We start from the raw sequence: 14,523 nt of genomic DNA on the forward strand, positions 1-14,523 counted from the left end.
GACCTGCGCTTGCCGCCGTGGCGGCTAACGTCGCCGCATGCGATCGAAAGAGACAGCGATGGGCCGCACGGCCGAACACGTCTACACCGCCCAGGCGGACATTCGCCGCCTGGAATCCCTGGTCGCCGAGCTGCCGACCAACGGCCACGTGCGGCTGCGGCTGCGCGACGGCGACCTGTGCGACGGGGTGATCAGCGAGCGCCCCAACGTGCAGATGTTCCGCGACCCGGACGAGAACGAGGGCATCAACGGCGTGGTGCACCTGGAACGGCCGGCGGTGCCCGGCTGGAGCCGCTACGTCTGGCTCGATCAGATCGCCGCGGTCGAGCACCTGGACTCCACGCTGGGCGGCGAGAGCTGAGCGCGCACGGGTGTCCGCCTGCTTCGCGAGGACGCGGCTGCCCGCGCGCACCGCCGTTCACGCCGCCTCGTCGGCCATGCGCGTGGGCGGCGTCGGACGCGGCGCCGTCTCCAAGCCGAACAGCGGCCGCAGCCAGCGCACGCGGCGTATCGCGAACTCATGCAGCAGCGCGCAGCCGGCCACCGTGCCGAGCAGCACCAGCACCGGCTCGGCCACCGGGCCCAGGTGCAGCGGGAACAGCCGCCACGCCACGAAGAGCAGCACGCTCTGGTGCAGCACGTACCACGGGTACACTGCCTCGCGCGCGTAGGGCAGCCAGCGGAACGGGCGGTTGAGGTAGGCGTGGCCCCAGCCGAGCACGGCGGCGATGGCGGTCCAGCAGTACAGGTAGCGCAGCGCGTCGATCATCAGCCTGGCCGTGACCAGGGTGGCGGGCGACAACGGCCGCCCGGCCAGGAGGCCGCCGGCGAACTTGTCCAGGAACAGGTACAGCCCGAAGCTCGCCAGGGCCAGCGCCAGGGCGCGCCGGCGCAGGCCGGACAGCGCCTCCCACAGCCCGGCGTCGGTCCCAAGCAGGTAGCCGTAGAGGAAGCAGGTGGCGTAGATGGCATGCGCATACCAGTCGCCGACCAAGGCGTGGGTCTCCGGAAAGCGGTGGCGCCAGAGCACGCCCGCCAGGCACAGCGGCAGCGCCGGCGCCAGCAGCAGCGCGGTGCCGCGCAGGCGGCGCAGGCCCGCGCACGCGCGCCGGCCAGCCGGCGACGCCAGCAACGGCAGCAGGGCCAGCAGCAGCATCGTGTACAGCCACAGGTAGGACAGATACCACAGGTGGTTCCAGGTCAGCCCGTAGTCCCGGTAGCCGTGAGTCCAGTAGTGCAGCAGGAAGGCGCCGAAGCCGGGCGCGACCGCCCGCTCCGCCAGCCCCTGCACGTAGGGCTGGATGGGCACCACCACCAGCATGCCGAAGGCCAGCGGCAGCTGCAGGCGCACGCTGCGCTTCCAGGCCAGTTCCGGCAGGCTCGTCCTGCCGCGGAGGAAATGCACCGCCAGGCCGGAGATCACGAACAGCAGCTCCATCCGCCAGCGGTTGAGGAACAGCATGGGGTACTGCAGCCATTCGGCCAGGTGGCCGCTCTTGAGGTTGAAGCCCCAGTCGCTCACCGGCGCCACGTAGAGCATGCCGGCGTGGTAGAGGATCAGCAGGCCGAAGGCGAAGACGCGCAGGGCGTCGATGTCGTGGCGGCGGGGCATGGCGGAACTCCTGGCGGGGAGGTCCCAGCCTCGGCGCGGGGGCGGTGTTTGTCCCGCGCCAAGTGATTGTCCGCAGGGGATTTGGGACAAGCGGCGGCTGGGTGGGACGAACGGTGGGGCCGGCATGGAGGCCGGGGACGGCAGGGCGGCTAGAATCGCCGCGATGGACAAGCCCCGCGACTTCTACGAAAGCTTCAAGCCCTGGCGGAAACCCTTCGAGGTGGGGTTCTGGCTGATCGCGATCGGGCTCAACACGACCTTCAACATCGTCGTCTCGCTGGCCGATCACCCGCGCGCCCAGACCTGGGAGCCATGGGTCTGGGAATGGACGAGCACGGCGGTGGTGCTGGCCCTGCTGCCCGCGATCCAAAAAGCGGAGCAGCTCTGGCCGCTGCGCTGGGACAGCTGGCGCCGCCACCTGCCGGTGCACGTGGCGGCCAGCCTCGTGTTCAGCGTGCTGCACGTCACCGGCATGGTGCTGCTGCGCAAGGCCGCCTACGCGCTGGCGGGTGGGCATTACGACTTCGGCAACGGGTGGCGCCAGTTCGGCTACGAATACCTCAAGGACGTGCGCACCTATTTCTTCATCCTTGGCGTGATCGACCTCTACCGGTTCTGGCTGCTGCGCCTGCAAGGCGAGGCCCGGCTGCTCGCCGAGCCCGACGAAGGCCCGCCGGTGGAGCCCATCGACCGGCCCGAACGCTTCCTGGTGCGCAAGCTGGGCAAGGAGTTCCTGGTCAACGCGCGCGAGGTGGAATGGGTGCAGGCGGCGGGCAACTACGTGAACCTGCACGTGCGCGGCCGCGACTACCCGCTGCGCGCCACCATGGCCGGCATCGAGCAGCGGCTGGACCCGGCGCGCTTCGTGCGCGTGCACCGCAGCTACCTGGTCAACCTCGACTACCTGGCCGAGATCGAGCCGCTGGACACCGGCGATGCCCGCCTCACCCTGCGCGACGGCGCCCAGGTGCCGTGCAGCCGGCGCTATCGCACGCCGCTGCGCGAGCGCTTCGGCGAGGCCGGCGCGCCGGCGGCCTGAGCGGGTACATCGGAGGACGGGCTGCCCGGCCGCGCGGGAGGACGCCGGCGCGCGAGGCGCCTCCGGCCCCGTGCCGGCGCAGCGGTTGCCGAAGGCGGCGGCGGTTGCGCGGTCGTGCGGCCCGCTCCACTCTAACGGCCTGTCCCTGCCACGGTAGCCGCCGATGAAGATGTTCCGTCCGCTTCGCCATTCCGTCGCCGTGCCGCTGGCCGCCGTGCTGGCGCTGGCCGGGTGCTCGCAGCAGGGCGATCAGGCCGCCGCGCCGGCGCCGGCCCAGCCTTCGGCGGCGGACGTCTCGCGCAAGCTCGACACCTACCGCCAGCTGCTGCGCATCCACAACGACGAGCTGGCGGTGCAGCAGGGGCACGACATCCTCGATCACTTCCCGAATACCGATGCCGCGAAGGAAGTGCAGCAGACCCTGCCGGCGATCGAGCAGCGCTGGAAGAGCGAGCGCGAGAAGAACCGCCTCGCCGCGCTGTGGTATTACCAGGTGACGCCGATGGCCGGCGGCACCCAGTCCACCGCCACCATCTACTCCAACCCGCCCTCCGGCGAGAATCGCGTGCAGCTGGTGCTGCGCCGGCACACGGCCTGGGGGCAGAACGCCTTCCTCTACGGCAGCGGGCACGGCTTCGTCTGCCGCGGCAACTGCACCCTGCCGGCCGTCGTCGACGGCAGGAAGACCGGCATCAAGGTGTTCGCGCCGCCCAGCGGCGAGCCGGCGCTGATGATCCGCGACGACAAGGCCTTCGTCGCCCTGCTCGCCAAGGCGAAGAAGATCAGCCTGGACGTGACCCGGGTCGACGGCGAGAAGAAGGAGACGCTGGTGTACGAGGTGGGCGGCTTCGACCCCGAAAAGTGGAAGCCGCTGCCCAAGGGCAAGAAGTAGCGCGCGCCGGGCGGCGACCCGGGCGGCAACTTGCGTAGGAGGATCGATGCCATGACTGTCCTGCGAGTCGTTCTCGGATGCGGCCTCGCGGCCCTGCTCGCCGCCTGCGCCAACCCCGCCCGCGATGCGCGCATCGCCCAGCGCGAGGCGGCCTACCGGGCCGCGGCCGGCGAGCCGGTGAAGAGCTTCCGCTTCTTCGACCTGTACACCTGGGAGCCGCTCAACGACACCCAGCTGGTGGTCTACCCGCGGGCGAGCGAGGCGTGGCTGCTCGACGTGGACGGCGGCTGCCGCGACCTGGTGTTCGCCAACACCATCGGCCTCACCTCCAACCTGCACCAGGTGATGGTGCGCTTCGACAAGGTGCTCACCGGCCGGCGCAACTTCCCCTGCACCATCATGCAGATCCGCCCGGTGGACCTGGCCCGCTTCAAGGCCGCCCAGGCCGAAAAGCGCCCGGTCGAGGCGCGCGAGCGCGGCGAGGCGCCGGCCCCGGCCGCATCGAACGGCTACTGACGGACCCCATCGGCGGAGGGACCCGCGCATGCAGGAACCGGACATCCACTGCCCGCACTGCGCCTGGCGCCCGCCGGGCAGAAGTCGCTGGTGGTGCGCGCCGCGTACGGGCGGCTGCAGCACCCTGTGGAACACCTTCTGGACCGGCGGCGTCTGTCCGGGCTGCGCCTACCGCTGGGAGATCACCGCCTGCCTCGCCTGCAAGCGCTTCGCGCCGCACCGCGACTGGTACCACTGGCCGGAGCCGGCGTCGGAGGCGCGCGAGGCGGAACGGGAAGGCACGGCCTAGGGCGCACCTGCGCCTTCACGCAGCCTTGGCCGCTGCGCGCGCCTCGCCGCGCGCCGCCGCCGCCGAGGTGCGGGAGCGCGCTTGCGCGCGGCAAACACTGTGGCAACGAGGTCGCGCGAGGCGCGTCGCCGACGGGTTGCGTCGACAGGATCGTGAGCGGGCTCTCAGTGCAGGAACAGCTTCTCGGCCAGCTTGGCCAGCGGCTTCTCCAGCGCGTTCTGCAGCCGGGCCGGCAGGTCCAGCGGTTTGAGCAGCATCTTCACCGTCATCTCGGCGGGGATGTGCCGGCGCAGCAGGCCCTCGGCCTTGCCGGTGATGCGCTTGAACTCGGCGCGGTTGCCCTTGAGGTGCGGGTAGCAGCGGTCGAACACGTGGCGCAGGGCGATGTCGCCGTCCTCGCTCTTGATCTCGTTGACCCGCCGCAGCAGCGCGCGGAACACCTTGTAGCGCCCGAAGCCTTCCTTCTCCCGGTATTGGCGGAAGAACTGGTAGAAGTGCTTGTAGTGGCGCACCTCGTCGCTCTTGATGTGGTTGGTGAGCTGCTTGAGTACCGGCTCGTCGGTGATGTCGTTGAGCGCGCGGTAGAGGCTGGCGGTGCCGGTCTCCACCACGCAGCGCGCGGCCAGCTCCAGCCCGCGGCTGGGTTCGAGCTGCTCGCTGGTGCACACCGCGCCGTACTCGTCCCAGAACGACTTGAACGCCGCCTCCCAGTCGAACTCCGGCCACACATGCTTGACGTAGGTGGCCAGCGCGCGGCCGTGCTGCAGTTCCTCGTGCTCCCAGTGCTGGCTGAGCCAGCCCTGCAAGGCCTCGTCGCCGGCGAAGTGGTCGACCAGGTTGTGCGTGTACAGGTCCGAGCCGCTCTCCACGAAGGAGGCGCTGCAAAGCAGGAAGAAAAGGTCCTCGTTGTGCCGGATGCGTTGGATCTCGATGCGGTCGAAATCGAAGCTCTCGAGGGTCCAGGGCAGCGATGCGGCGTAACTCACTCTCGACTCCTGTCGGCGTGGGGCGGTGGGCAGTGTGACCGGATTATGACATCAGCGTCCGGGGCGACGGGTCAGGCGCGGCGCCGTGGCTGGCCCGCGTTGCCGTGACCGTTCAGCCATCGGCGGAGACGCCGCGCGGCGGCCTCGCCAGATGGCGTTCCGTGAGCGCCGGGCGCCCCGGCATGTTCGGGATGCGTTCGGGAAATCTTGCGGGGGCGCGGCGCGTGCCGGCAGGCGGCAAGGCGGCGCTACGGCACCACCGTGACCGGCACCCGCGCCCGCGCCAGCACGTCGCCGGAGACCGAGCCCAGCAACCAGCGCGCGAGCGCGCCGTGCGCCGTATGGCCGATCACGATGTGGTCGATGCCGTGCCGGCGCACCTGCTCCAGCAGCGCATCGCCGGGGTTGCCGAGCACCAGCTCCACGTCCATCAGCGGCCCGGCTTCGGGCGCCAGCGCCTTCAGTTCTTCCTCGAGGTCGCGCGCGCGCTGCTCGCCGTTGTCGGCCATCAGCAGCGCGCAGCCGTCGGCCATGCCTTCGGCGATCTTCAGCACCATCACCACGCGGAGCCGGCCGTGGCCGGCGCGCGCCTGTTCGACGGCGAAGCGGAAGGCGCGGCGCGAGGAATCCGAGCCGTCGTAGCCGACCAGCGCGTACTTGACCATGGCGATGCCCCTTGGAATCTGTTCCAACTCTCAGCATGGCCCGCGCCGGAAGCTGTTTGCGCGCAGGACCCGTGCTCCGTCGGGTCCGATGATGCGCCGCCGGCGCGCCGCGTCAATCGCGCACTTCGCGGCAGCGCCGCTCGACGTGGGTGTTGGCGCGCTTGTCCTGCTGGTGCTCCTGCACCTTCTTGCCGGCGTAGCCGCCGGCCACCGCGCCGCCGACCGTGGCCAGCGTCTTGCCCTTGCCGCCGCCCACCTGGTGCCCCAGCAGGCCGCCGGCCACCGCGCCGATCGCGGTGCCGGCGATCTGGTGCTTGTCCTTGGGCTGGTCGCGCACCACCACGTCCTCGCAGACGGTGCGCGTGTGGCGGGTGCTCTGGGCCAGGGCGGGGCCGGTGAAGAGGCCGGCCAGCAGCGCGGCGGCGAATGCGGTGTTGCGGATCATCGGCGGGTTCATGGCATCCGTCCTTTGGCAGCGGTGACAGTTTCACGCTACGCCGCGCGGCGTAAGCCATCCGTCAAACCCGGCTCACGGATTTCTCACGCGCCGCTGCCCATGCTGAACGGCGCGCCGGTCATGCGTCCATGCGTTCAGTCTGGCTCTCGCAGACTGCGGCCGCACCATATCCGTACCGTTGATAGAGGAGATTGACGATGAGCAAGCGCAGTTTCGCTTTGGCTGGCCTGCTGCTGGCCTGCGCAGGCGCCCTGACGGCCGTGCCGTCCAGCCCGGCCCGCGCTGCCGACGCCGAGGTGAAGTGCCACCTCCGCTTCAACCTGTCGGGTTGGTCGGTGATCTACAAGCACGCCGAAGGCAGCGGCACGGTGAGCTGCGACAACGGCCAGTCGGCGCGGGTGAAGATCCGCGTGGTCGGCGGCGGCCTCACCGCCGGCAAGTACCACATCGACAACGGCAAGGGCGAGATCACCCACGTGCACAGCATCGCCGACGTGTTCGGCGACTATGCGCAGGCCGGCGCGGAAGCCGGCGTGGTCAAGAGCTCGCAGGCCCAGGTGCTGACCAAGGGCACCACCTCGCTGGCGCTCACCGGCACCGGCGAAGGCATCAACCTCGGCGTCTCGGCGGGCAAGTTCACCATCAGCCGCCGTTGAGAACGCTTGCCGCGGACGCCGCTTCCGGTGCCCGCGCGACCCGATGCCCGCAGCCCGCTGCGGGCATTTTTATGGGCGGCGCGCGGCGTGGAGGCCGCCCTCCCGGCACCATCGACCGCACCGTTTGCGGCGCCGCGGTTGAACTGTGCGCCGGATGCCGCACTTCAGCAGGGTGCATGCGGTTCGCCGCTGCGGTCTTCCCCCCACGGCATCGAGGATTTCCCATGAGTCATGCGATCAACGCCGCCGCTTCCGGCCAGTTCAAGGTCGGCGGCGACATCACCGTCAACCGCCTCGGCTTCGGCGCCATGCGCGTCACCGGCAGGGGCATCTGGGGCGAGCCGGCCGACGGCGCCGCCGCGCGCGAGACGCTGCGCCGCCTGCCGGAACTGGGCGTCGACCTGATCGACACCGCCGACAGCTACGGCCCGTTCGTCAGCGAGGACCTGATCCGCGACGTGCTGCACCCCTACAAGGGCCTGCTGATCGCCACCAAGGGCGGGCTGACCCGCCACGGGCCGGACATCTGGGCGCCGGTGGGCCGGCCCGAATACCTGCGCCAGTGCGTGCTGATGAGCCTGCGCCGGCTGGGCGTGGAGCGCATCGACCTGTGGCAGCTGCACCGCATCGACCCCAAGGTGCCGCGCGACGAGCAGTTCGACGCCATCGCGCGGATGCGCAAGGAAGGGCTGATCCGCCACGTGGGCCTCTCCGAGGTCGGCGTCGCGGACATCGGGGCGGCGCAGAAGTATTTTCCGGTCGCCACCGTGCAGAACCGCTACAACCTCACCGACCGCCAGAGCGAGGCCGTGCTCGACTACAGCGAGGCGCACGGCATCGGCTTCATTCCCTGGTATCCGCTGGCGGCGGGCGAACTGACCGGGCCGGGCTCGGCCTTCGCCCAGATCGCCCGGCGCCTGGGCGTGAGCAACGGCCAGCTGGCGCTGGCCTGGCTGCTCAAGCGCTCGCCGGTGATGCTGCCGATCCCCGGCACCGGCAACCCGGAGCATCTGGTGCAGAACGTGGCGGCGGCGGGCATCGACCTGTCGGACGAGGATTTCGCCGTGCTGGACGGCCTGGCCCGCTGAGCCGCTGGCGGGCCTTGTCGGGCTGGCTTCATCGGCCCCTGCGCGGGCCGATGATCGAGGCCGAGGGGCGCCGCGTCGAGGCGGCGCGGCGCCCAGCAGGCCGGGGCGTGGCAGGCGGCGTACACTTCGGGTCTTGTCCATTGTCGGAGTCGTGCCATGCGCCGCCTAACGCTGCTGTTCGTCCTCTCGCTCGGCCTGCTCGGCCCGGCCTTCGCCGCCGTGCCGCAGGCGGGCCAGCCCGCACCCGACTTCCGCCTGCAGGACCAGCACGGCCACTGGCAGACGCCGGCCGATCACCACGGCCGCTGGCTGGTGCTGTACTTCTATCCCAAGGACTTCACTCCCGGCTGCACCACCGAGGTGTGCACCTTCCGCGACGACGTGGCCAAGCTGCGCCAGGCCGGCGCCGACGTGGTGGGCGTGAGCCTGGACGACGTGAAGTCGCACGCCGAGTTCGCCGCCAAGTACCACGTGCCGTTTCCGCTGCTGGCCGACACCGACCACAAGGTGTCCGAGGCCTACGGCGTGCTCACCTCCAAGGTGGGCTTCCACTACGCCAAGCGCACCACCTTCCTGATCGATCCGCAGGGCAAGGTGGCCAAGGTGTACGAGGACGTCGACCCGGAGATGAATTCCGCCCAGGTGCTGACCGACCTCAAGGGCCTCAAGGCTTCGGCGGGCTGATGGCGTCCGCGACACCTGCGGGCACCATCGCGGTGCCCCGTTTCGTGGCCTGGCGCATCGGCTGCTGGATCGTGCTGCTGCTGGCCGCGTTCGGCGGCGTGCAGTACCTGCGCCATGGCGATTACCCCTACCTCGGGGCGAGCTTCGCGGTGATCGTGGTCAGCGCCGGCTGCGTGCTGCGCCAGGCCTGGGCGCGCCAGCCGATGCGCCTGGTCGCCTTGGCGCTGGCCGTGTGGGTGATGGTGAGCGCCGCCCTGGTGCTCGCCAGCTGGGGCCAGTTCGAGCAGGCCCGCCAGCATGCGCTGGCGCAGCCCGAGTTGAGTGGCGTGCTGCTGGCGATGATCGAGCAGGCCAAGCGCGCCTACCTGCTCTCGCTGGTGTTCAAGGCGCTGCTGCTGCCGTTGCTGCTGTGGCTGGCGTGGTGGCTGGGCCGGCCCGCGGTGGCGGCGCAGTTCCGCCGCCGGCGCTGAGTGCATCGCGTGTTGCACGTGCCGCCGCGGCCCGGCTAGATTCGGGTTCCACATGCTCGCGGGGTGATCAGGGATGAAGCGCTTGCTTGGAGGGTTGGGTGCGCTGCTCGCAGCGTCGGTGCTCTCTTCCGCGGTCCAGGCCGCCGGCCCTGGCGCGGTGCGCAAGCGGGTGGAGGCGAGCATGCTGGTGACCGGCTCGATCGTGGTGGCGCCCGACGGCAGCGTGCAGAGCTATGCGCTCGACCAGCCGGAGAAGCTGCCGCCGGCGGTGGTCGAGCTGGTCGGCAAGAGCGCGCCGCAGTGGCGCTTCCGGCCGGTGCAGGTGGACGGCAGGCCGGCGACGGCGAAGGCCGCGATGAGCCTGCGCGTCGTCGCCGACCAGCTCGGCGGCGACCGCTATACCGTGAGCATCCGCGACACCCGCTTCGGCCAGGATGCGCCGGGCGAGCGCCCCGCCTTGCAGGACCGCAGGGCCCCGGCCTATCCGCGCGAGGCCGTGATGGCGCGCGTATCCGGCACGGTCTACCTGCTGCTGCGCGTGGGCCGGGACGGCCGGGTGGAGGATGAGGCCGCCGAACAGGTCAACCTCGGCGCCGTCGCCAGCGACAACGAGCTGGCGCATTGGCGGCAGGTGCTCGCCCAGGCGGCGCTCGGTGCGGCCAGGGGTTGGCACTTCGAGCCGCCGACCGCCGGCCCCCGGGCCGGCGCGAAGGAGTGGGTGGTGCGGGTGCCGGTGGCGTTCCGCCTGCGCGAGCGCGGCGCCGGCCTGCCCGGCTACGGCCAGTGGGAGGCCTACGTGCCGGGCCCGCGCGAGCCGGTGCCGTGGCTGCACCAGAAGCCGGTGGCCGGCGGCGACGCGCTGCCGGACGGGGGCGTCTACCTGGTCGGCGGCGACCTGCAGCTGGCTGCGCCGCCCCACCCAGGCTGAGCCCGGCGTTTCCCCGGTGATGGCACGAAACGGCCCGGCCGCGGGGCGTTTTCGCGCCGGCGTCGGCACCGCAACGCCGCGACGCGCCGGGTTCAGCGAGGGTTGCTGCGCGAGTGGCTATCGCTGTGCGCCTCCTTCCATCCGGAAACGCCCGTCGATGCGCCCGCGCCACCTGCTTGCCGCCCTGTTGGGCGTACTGCCCGCCCTCGGCCTGCACGCCGAAGACCTGGCCGAGGTCTGCCACGCCAGCAGCAGCTACGACCTCACCCTGCGGCCCGACGGCCTGCTGTTCGACCGCGCCCAGCCCGCGCCGCGGCAGGTGCTGCTGCACGACGGCGCGCTGCGCACGGACGGCACGCCGGTGCGCCTCCATGCGGAGGACCAGGACCGGCTGGCCGTGTTCGAGCGCGAACTGCGCGCGCTGGCGCCGCGTGTGCGCACGGTGGGGCAGAACGGCGTCGACCTCGCCGCGCGCGCCATGCACGAGGAAGCGGCGGGGCTGCGCCTCGACGCCGCCACCCTGGCCGAACTGGACCACCGGCTTGCCCAGCGCGCACAGGAGCTGAAAGCGCGTATCGCCGCCAGCCAGAGCACGCACGACTGGCAGGATGCCGACGCCTACGCCAACCAGATCGCCGGCGACGTGGTGCCGCTGATTGCTGGCGCGCTCGGCCAGCAGGCGCTGCAGGCCGCCGTCGGCGGCGACCTGGAAGGGGCCGCCGGCCTGCGCGACCGCGCGGCCGACCTCGCCACCCGGCTGCGGCCGCGCCTGGAGCAGCGCATGCAGGCCCTGCGGCCGCAGATCCAGGCGCTGTGCCCGTCGATCCGCCGCCTGGCCGAGTTGCAGGAGGGCGTGCGCGACGGCAGCGGCCGGCCGCTGGACCTGGTCGAACTCGGCCGTTGAGCAACGCCCGCTGAGCGGCCGGACACGGCGGCCAGGCGGGTTAATCCCCGGCTAAGTGCCATGGACCGAGCATGGTGGCGTGTTCCCCATGCCCATGCAGGAATTCGCCGTGGCGCGCCTTCCGTACGCGGTCTACAACAGCCTCACCCGCCGCAGCATCGAGCTGCGCGCGCTCTACCGCGATGCCGCGGCCCACGCACACGAGCCCGGCCTGCGCGCGGTGCTGGACGAGAACGCGCAGACGCTGGAGCAACTGGTGATCGACCTGCAGGGGCAGGTGCGCCGCCTCGGCGGGCAGCCGGTGCAGCGCGGCCCGTTCGGCACCGAGCTGCGCCGCCGGCTGGGCAGCTGGCTGCTGCCGCCCGGCGCGCATCACGACCACGTGCTGATCCTGCGCCTGGCGCGCAACGAGGCGGCGCTGCTGCACGCCTTCGAGCACGCCATCGACCGCGCGTCGCCGGAACCGGCGGTGGACCTGCGCCGCCTGCTGCCGCGCCTGCAGGGCATCCACCTCGACATGGACAGCCTGGTCCACGACGGCCGCTGTTGAGATGGCAACCGTGTTCGCCGGCCCGCGGGAGGTTCTGGATTTCTGGTACGCCGACGACACCTCGGCGCACTGGTTCGCCGCCGAGGCCGGCTTCGACGACACGGTGCGCGAGCGCTTCGCCGACACGTTCGAAGCCGCCCTGCGCGGCGAGCTGGACGGCTGGGCCGGGACGCCCGAAGGCTGGCTGGCGCTGCTGCTGGTGCTCGACCAGTTCGGCCGCAACATCCATCGCGGCACGGCGCGCGCCTTCGCCGGCGACGTGCGGGCACAGGCGCTGGCGATGGCCGGCCTTGCCCGCGGCGACGACCTGCGCCTGCCGCGCCTGTGGCGCATGTTCGCCTACCTGCCGCTCGAGCACGCCGAGGACCTGCGCCTGCAGCAGCATTCGGTGACGCGCTTCCGCGCCCTTGCCGTACAGGCGCCGGCGAACGAGGCCGCGCTCTACCGCCGCTTCCTGGACTATGCTCTGCGCCATTGCGAAGTGGTGACGCGCTACGGCCGCTTCCCGCACCGCAACGCCGCGCTCGGCCGGATCGATACGGACGAGGAACGCGCCTACCTGGCGCAGCCGGATACGGGTTTCTAGACAGCATTGCCGTCACGGAGGAGGTCTGCCATGCGAGCTTTCCGTCGTCGTCTCGGAGTCGTTGCGGGCCTTGCCCTGCTGGGCATGGCGGGGGCCGCGCAGGCCGGCGACACGCTGCGGATGGGCACCCAGGTGCTGGTCACCGGCGACAGCGTCGCGCGGGTGGTGGAGCTGCTCGGCACGCCGGCCTACAAGGAGCCGATCGAGAACCGCTTCGGGGCCTACCGCGGCGAGCGCTGGCAGTACCCGCTCGGCCAGCACGTGGTCACGCTGACGATCGTGGCGGGCAAGGTCGGCGACATCGAGGATCGCCGCCGCTGACCCGGCGCGCGGCAGCGCCCGCCAGGGGCCGCCGTCCGCTTTTCGCTCCATAGGTTTTGGGAACCCCGCGGTCATGCCGCGGGGCTGGGAAGTCATCGTCGTTCGACAAGGAGAGTCGCCATGGTCCGCATCCGCTACCTGATTCCCGCCGCCTTCGCCCTGGCCGCGAGCCTCGCCGTCCACGCCACCGACACCCTGCGCGTGGGCAGCCGCGTGCTGGTGACGGGCGACAGCGCCGCCCGTGCGGAGGAACTGCTGGGCCGGCCCTCGTACAAGTCCCGCCAGGGCGGCGGGCGGCACGGCCGGCATCGCGGCGGGGTGGTGCAGGGCGGCGCGGGCGAACGCTGGCAATACCGCCACGGCGACCACGTGATCACCGTGACCATCGTCGACGGTCGCGTGGCCGGCATCGAGGACCACCGGCGCTGAGCGGCGAGGACAGTGCGCGCATGGCGGCACGGGCGCCGGCGGGTTTGTGCATCGGTTGTGCAGAGTCTTCCTTGGCGGGCTGCTAGGCTGAAGGGCGAGTCACACTGGAAGTCCGCTCATGCATGACCTGCTCGCCGATCTGCATCTTTCCGAGAGTTCCCTCCGCTTCGCCCTCAACCTGCTGTTCGCCCTGCTGATCCTGGTGGTCGGCTTCTGGGTGGCCGCGCGGGTCGCCAACGTGGTGCAGCGCGCGCTGCAGCGTGCGTCGGTGGACCCCACGCTGAGCGGCTTCCTGCGCAACCTCGTCTACGGCGTGCTGATCGCGCTGCTGGTGGTCACGGCGCTGATCCAGGCCGGCGTGCCGCAGGCGCCGCTGGCCGCGGCGCTGGGCGCCAGCGGCCTGGCGATCGGCCTGGCGCTGCAAGGCTCGCTGTCCAACCTGGCCTGGGGCGTGCTGCTGATCATCTTCCGGCCGTTCCGCGTCGGCGACCTGGTGACCGTGGGCGGCATCGACGGCACCGTGGAGGGCATCTCGCTGATGTACACGCGGCTGTTGCTGGCGGACAACCGCGAGGCGGTGGTGCCCAACGGCAAGATCGGCGCGGACGCCATCATCAACTTCAACCAGCGCGGTATGCGCCGCTTCGAGCTCAAGGTGGGCATCGGCTACAAGGACGACATCGGCCGGGCGATGGCCGAGATCAGGCAGCTGTTCGAGGCCGACGCGCGCATCCTCAAGGACCCCGCGCCCGGCGTGTGGACGGTGAACCTCGGCGACAGCTCGGTGGACCTGGTGGTGCGCGCGTGGTCGCGCACCGACGACCTGTGGGCGGCGCAGACGGACCTGCTGCGGGCCATCAAGGAGCGCTTCGACGAGCAGGGCATCAGCATCCCGTTCCCGCAGCGCGAGCTGACCGTGGTGCAGGGCACGCTGCCGGCCGGTACGCCGCCGCAGGCGTAAGGGCCCGCGCCCTTGCCCCTGTCCGTCCGCAAGGCGGCAGGCGTGGGTGGCCCATCGGGAGACGCCGGGCCGGCCGGGCGACGCGCAGAAACCTGCGCGGCCCTCCGGGGCCTGGCGGCGTCGCTTGCTCGTGCCAGCACTGCGCGGAAGGGCGGTCCCTTCGCTATCATGGGAGGCCTTGGGTAGCCGATATCCCCAGTCGGCCCCCGCCCCACCCCAGGAGATCCCATGGCCGACCCCAAAGAAGCGCGCGTACCCGACATCGGCGGACACGAGAACGTGCCGGTGATCGAGGTGCTGGTGAAACCCGGCGACCGCGTGGAGAAAGACCAGAGCCTCGTCACGCTGGAATCGGACAAGGCCACCATGGAGATCCCCGCGCCGTTCGCGGGCACGGTCAAGGATGTGAAGCTCAAGGTCGGCGACGAGGTGTCCGAGGGCGCCGTGATCGCGCTGATCGAGGCCGAGGGCGCCGCCGCTGCGCCGGCGC

At 71.5% G+C, this 14,523-nt stretch carries 21 protein-coding genes; 17 read left to right on the forward strand and 4 right to left on the reverse strand.

Annotated elements, in window-relative coordinates; translation table 11 throughout:
* The first annotated feature begins 58 nt into the window (after positions 1-58).
* Complete coding sequence (locus ACH65_RS08780; protein WP_049622214.1) at positions 59-361, forward strand: DUF3247 family protein; 303 nt, start codon at positions 59-61, stop codon at positions 359-361.
* 57 nt (positions 362-418) lie between these two features.
* Here ACH65_RS08780 and ACH65_RS08785 read toward each other — a convergent pair whose 3' ends face one another.
* Positions 419-1,612, reverse strand: coding sequence for an acyltransferase family protein (locus tag ACH65_RS08785; RefSeq protein WP_049622215.1), 1,194 nt, complete (start codon positions 1,610-1,612; stop codon positions 419-421).
* Positions 1,613-1,775: 163 nt separating this feature from the next.
* Here ACH65_RS08785 and ACH65_RS08790 point away from each other — a divergent pair, with 163 nt between their 5' ends.
* From ACH65_RS08790 to ACH65_RS08805, 4 genes are all read left to right on the forward strand, one after another.
* Positions 1,776-2,651 carry a LytTR family DNA-binding domain-containing protein gene (locus ACH65_RS08790; RefSeq protein ID WP_049622216.1) on the forward strand — a complete coding sequence of 292 codons (876 nt, stop codon included), beginning with the start codon at positions 1,776-1,778 and terminating at the stop codon, positions 2,649-2,651.
* Between the two features lie 163 nt (positions 2,652-2,814).
* Entirely contained in the window at positions 2,815-3,543 is a 729-nt protein-coding gene (locus ACH65_RS08795; RefSeq protein WP_425478277.1) for a hypothetical protein, read from the forward strand.
* Between the two features lie 51 nt (positions 3,544-3,594).
* A complete protein-coding gene (locus tag ACH65_RS08800) occupies positions 3,595-4,059 on the forward strand; it encodes a DUF6491 family protein (RefSeq protein ID WP_049622217.1) in 465 nt (154 codons plus the stop codon).
* 28 nt (positions 4,060-4,087) lie between these two features.
* Positions 4,088-4,348, forward strand: a complete 261-nt coding sequence (locus ACH65_RS08805) for a hypothetical protein (protein WP_049622218.1) — start codon at positions 4,088-4,090, stop codon at positions 4,346-4,348.
* A 164-nt stretch (positions 4,349-4,512) separates the two neighbouring features.
* On the opposite strand, the gene ACH65_RS08810 is transcribed toward ACH65_RS08805, so the two are convergent.
* The 3 genes from ACH65_RS08810 to ACH65_RS21005 all read right to left on the reverse strand — a co-directional run bounded on the left by ACH65_RS08810 (position 4,513) and on the right by ACH65_RS21005 (position 6,456).
* Positions 4,513-5,334 carry a ferritin-like domain-containing protein gene (locus ACH65_RS08810; RefSeq protein WP_049622219.1) on the reverse strand — a complete coding sequence of 274 codons (822 nt, stop codon included), beginning with the start codon at positions 5,332-5,334 and terminating at the stop codon, positions 4,513-4,515.
* A 248-nt stretch (positions 5,335-5,582) separates the two neighbouring features.
* Entirely contained in the window at positions 5,583-5,999 is a 417-nt protein-coding gene (locus ACH65_RS08815) for a universal stress protein (protein WP_049622220.1), read from the reverse strand.
* Positions 6,000-6,111: 112 nt separating this feature from the next.
* Positions 6,112-6,456, reverse strand: a complete 345-nt coding sequence (locus ACH65_RS21005; protein ID WP_336884804.1) for a glycine zipper 2TM domain-containing protein — start codon at positions 6,454-6,456, stop codon at positions 6,112-6,114.
* A gap of 197 nt (positions 6,457-6,653) precedes the next feature.
* Between ACH65_RS21005 and ACH65_RS08825 the strand changes: the two genes are divergently transcribed.
* The 12 genes from ACH65_RS08825 to ACH65_RS08880 all read left to right on the forward strand — a co-directional run.
* The gene (locus ACH65_RS08825) at positions 6,654-7,112 is read left to right on the forward strand and encodes a hypothetical protein (protein WP_049622221.1); all 459 of its coding nucleotides are present in this window, start codon (positions 6,654-6,656) and stop codon (positions 7,110-7,112) included.
* A 224-nt stretch (positions 7,113-7,336) separates the two neighbouring features.
* A complete protein-coding gene (locus ACH65_RS08830) occupies positions 7,337-8,200 on the forward strand; it encodes an aldo/keto reductase (protein ID WP_049622222.1) in 864 nt (287 codons plus the stop codon).
* A 156-nt stretch (positions 8,201-8,356) separates the two neighbouring features.
* Complete coding sequence (locus ACH65_RS08835; RefSeq protein WP_049622223.1) at positions 8,357-8,884, forward strand: peroxiredoxin; 528 nt, start codon at positions 8,357-8,359, stop codon at positions 8,882-8,884.
* Entirely contained in the window at positions 8,884-9,354 is a 471-nt protein-coding gene (locus ACH65_RS08840; RefSeq protein ID WP_049622224.1) for a hypothetical protein, read from the forward strand. Before ACH65_RS08835 ends, ACH65_RS08840 begins: the two co-directional genes overlap by 1 nt.
* A gap of 73 nt (positions 9,355-9,427) precedes the next feature.
* Positions 9,428-10,282, forward strand: coding sequence for an energy transducer TonB (locus tag ACH65_RS08845; RefSeq protein WP_049622225.1), 855 nt, complete (start codon positions 9,428-9,430; stop codon positions 10,280-10,282).
* A gap of 157 nt (positions 10,283-10,439) precedes the next feature.
* Positions 10,440-11,186, forward strand: a complete 747-nt coding sequence (locus ACH65_RS08850; RefSeq protein WP_049622226.1) for a DUF2884 family protein — start codon at positions 10,440-10,442, stop codon at positions 11,184-11,186.
* 109 nt (positions 11,187-11,295) lie between these two features.
* Entirely contained in the window at positions 11,296-11,736 is a 441-nt protein-coding gene (locus ACH65_RS08855) for a DUF2383 domain-containing protein (RefSeq protein ID WP_237561479.1), read from the forward strand.
* Between the two features lies 1 nt (position 11,737).
* Positions 11,738-12,322, forward strand: a complete 585-nt coding sequence (locus ACH65_RS08860) for a DUF924 family protein (RefSeq protein ID WP_202594172.1) — start codon at positions 11,738-11,740, stop codon at positions 12,320-12,322.
* A gap of 30 nt (positions 12,323-12,352) precedes the next feature.
* Positions 12,353-12,643, forward strand: coding sequence for a DUF2845 domain-containing protein (locus tag ACH65_RS08865; RefSeq protein WP_049622228.1), 291 nt, complete (start codon positions 12,353-12,355; stop codon positions 12,641-12,643).
* A 120-nt stretch (positions 12,644-12,763) separates the two neighbouring features.
* The gene (locus tag ACH65_RS08870; protein ID WP_049622229.1) at positions 12,764-13,072 is read left to right on the forward strand and encodes a DUF2845 domain-containing protein; all 309 of its coding nucleotides are present in this window, start codon (positions 12,764-12,766) and stop codon (positions 13,070-13,072) included.
* 118 nt (positions 13,073-13,190) lie between these two features.
* Entirely contained in the window at positions 13,191-14,033 is an 843-nt protein-coding gene (locus tag ACH65_RS08875; RefSeq protein WP_049622230.1) for a mechanosensitive ion channel family protein, read from the forward strand.
* 228 nt (positions 14,034-14,261) lie between these two features.
* The coding region (locus ACH65_RS08880) for a biotin/lipoyl-containing protein (protein WP_049622231.1) at positions 14,262-14,523 on the forward strand (262 nt) is incomplete at its 3' end.

The organism is Frateuria defendens (assembly GCF_001182895.1).
GTDB lineage: Bacteria > Pseudomonadota > Gammaproteobacteria > Xanthomonadales > Rhodanobacteraceae > Frateuria_B > Frateuria_B defendens.